Raw genomic sequence first — 2,395 nt, 5'->3', positions numbered from 1 at the left:
TGGCCCTTCAGCACCAGCGTGAAGTGCTCCCGCATCTCCGCCGTCGGAACGCCGACGGCCACCGTCCGGGTTATGTCCGTCGTACCGTCAAGGTACTGCGCGCCGCTGTCGATCAGATACAGACTGCCCGGCGCAAGCCGCCGCTCGGTCTTCTCCGACACCCTGTAATGCACGATCGCGCCGTTCGGGCCGGCCCCGGAGATCGTCTCGAAGCTGAGGTCGCGGAACAGGTCTCCTTCGCGCCGGAACTCCTTCAGGCGGGCGGCGGCCTCGATCTCTCCCAGGTTGCCGTCGGGCGCCGTCCGCGACAGCCAGGCCAGGAAGCGGGCGACCGCCACGGCGTCGCGCAGATGCGCCGCGCGGGTGCCATCGAGTTCGACCTCGTTCTTGCGCGCCTTGGGCAAGGCCGTGGGATCGGCGCCGCGCTCGACCTTGGCCTTGGCCAGCAACAGGCGGTCGAAGATCCAGGCGGCCGACGTCGCCGGATCGACCCGCACCTTGACTGCGGGATTGGCGCCGAGCGCATCCAGCGCCGCGCCGAGTTCGCCGGGATCGCGAATCGATACGCGGTTGCCCAAGTGCTCGTCCAGTCCCGGCACCAGCTTCCGCCGGTCGATGAAAAGGTCGGCGGCTCCTTCGTCGTCGACGATGGCGAAGGACAGGGGCAGCGGCGTGTGGGGCACGTCGGCGCCCCGGATGTTGAGCAGCCACGCGATGCTGTCCGGCTGGGTCAGGACCACGGCGGTCTGGCCGTCCTTCCGCAGCGACGCCGCAACGTCCCCCAGCTTCTCCGCAGCCGGCTTGCCGGCATAGCGAAGGTCGTGCGGCACCACGGGGGCCAGCGGCGCCGGCGGCTGGTCCGGCCAGACGGCATCTATCGGGTTGTCGGGGCAGGCCTGCAAGTCCGCTCCCGTCCTGGCGAGGATCGAACGCGTCCGCTCGACCCAGCCGACGGTGTGGAGCCAAGGATCGTATCCCAGCCGTCCGCCCTGGGGCAGCACGGATGCGGCCCATTCGGCATGGGGATCGTCCGTCAGGTGCTTGTACTGGAACTGCGATGCCGATACTTCCGCCTGAACCTGAAGGGTGTAGCGGCCGTCGACGAAAATGGCGGCCTGATCCAGCATGACGATGGCGAGCCCGGCCGACCCGGTGAAACCGGAGATCCAGGCCAAGCGGTCGGCACGGGCCGGAACGTATTCCCCCTGATGCTCGTCGGATCGGGGCACCACGAACCCGGCAAGCCCGCGCCTGCTCAATTCCGCCCGCAGCGCCGCGAGGCGTGCGGCATGATCCGGTGCGTCCTTGGCCTCGGCAGCCTGGGCCAGTTCGTCGCGAAGAGCCTTCAGTTGCAGCCGCAGGGGATCGGTCAGGCGTTGCCGATCGAACAGGGCCAGCCATGCATCGGGATCGGTTCCCCTTGGAGCGGCGTTGACGCCTTCGACCAGCGCGCGGATCTCCGCGGCCGACCGGTTCAGCCCCGCTTCGTCCAGCAGTCTATCCAGGGCGTCGTCACCGCCATACCCGTTCGAACTCTCGCCGATACCGTCCACGGGTGGAACCTCTTCTGTGATCGCGGAAGAGGCAAAGGCTAAAACCCGCCTCGAACGCGCGCAAGCGCCAAAGGACGGCGAAGGCGAGGTTTTCCAGGACCGGGCGTTTTCGAAGGCCGGGCGGTCAGCCGCGGAGGATCAGCGTCCGCCATTCCCCGACCGGGACCCGGCCGACCAGACGAAGCCCCTGCGCCCGGTGCGCCGCCAGCACCCAGTTCTCGTGCCGGTCGAGCAGCCCCGACAGGACGACGTAGCCGCCGGGCCGCAGCGCCTTCCGAAGGTCGGGCGCCATCCGCGCCAGCGGCCGCGCCAGGATGTTGCTGGCGATCAGGTCGTAGGGACGGCTCCGGCGGACCGCAGCCACCTTGTAGCCGACGCCGCCGACCGCGTGGACCAGCCCCGCCACCTTGTTGCGCCGGGCGTTCAGCCGGGCCACCCGCACCGATTCGGCATCGATGTCGGAAGCCACGACAGGAGCATGCCAGAGCTTGGCGATGGCCAGCGCCAGGATGCCCGACCCGCAGCCCATGTCCAGTGCCCGCCTGACCGGAAAGCGCTTGGACAGCCGGTCGAGCGCCACGAGACAGCCGAAGGTCGTCGCGTGTTCACCCGAGCCGAACGCCGTCGCGGCATCGACCAGCAGACCGATCGAGGACGCCGGCACCTTGCCCTCGAAGTGGGAACCGTGGATGAAGCAGCGGCCGGCCCGGATCGGCGGGAAGCTCTGATAGGATTTGGTCAGCCAGTCGAGCTTCGGCACCGGCTCGAACGTGATCTCCGGCTCCGCGATCCCGACGGCCTCGGCCAGGACGGCCACCCGCGAGGTCAGCCAGGACCGGTCC

2 protein-coding genes are annotated in these 2,395 nt (G+C 69.4%); both read right to left on the bottom strand.

The features are described 5' to 3' along the window. On the bottom strand, positions 1-1,553 hold a 1,553-nt coding region (locus AC5JJ6_RS09415), incomplete at its 3' end, for an aminopeptidase P family N-terminal domain-containing protein (RefSeq protein ID WP_496041790.1). Between the two features lie 124 nt (positions 1,554-1,677). Beyond that, positions 1,678-2,395 (bottom strand): 50S ribosomal protein L11 methyltransferase (locus tag AC5JJ6_RS09410; protein WP_496041789.1); only part of this gene is annotated, 718 nt, incomplete at its 5' end.

Source organism: Skermanella sp., from assembly GCF_059503625.1.
This window is presented reverse-complemented; position numbering and strand designations above follow the sequence as displayed.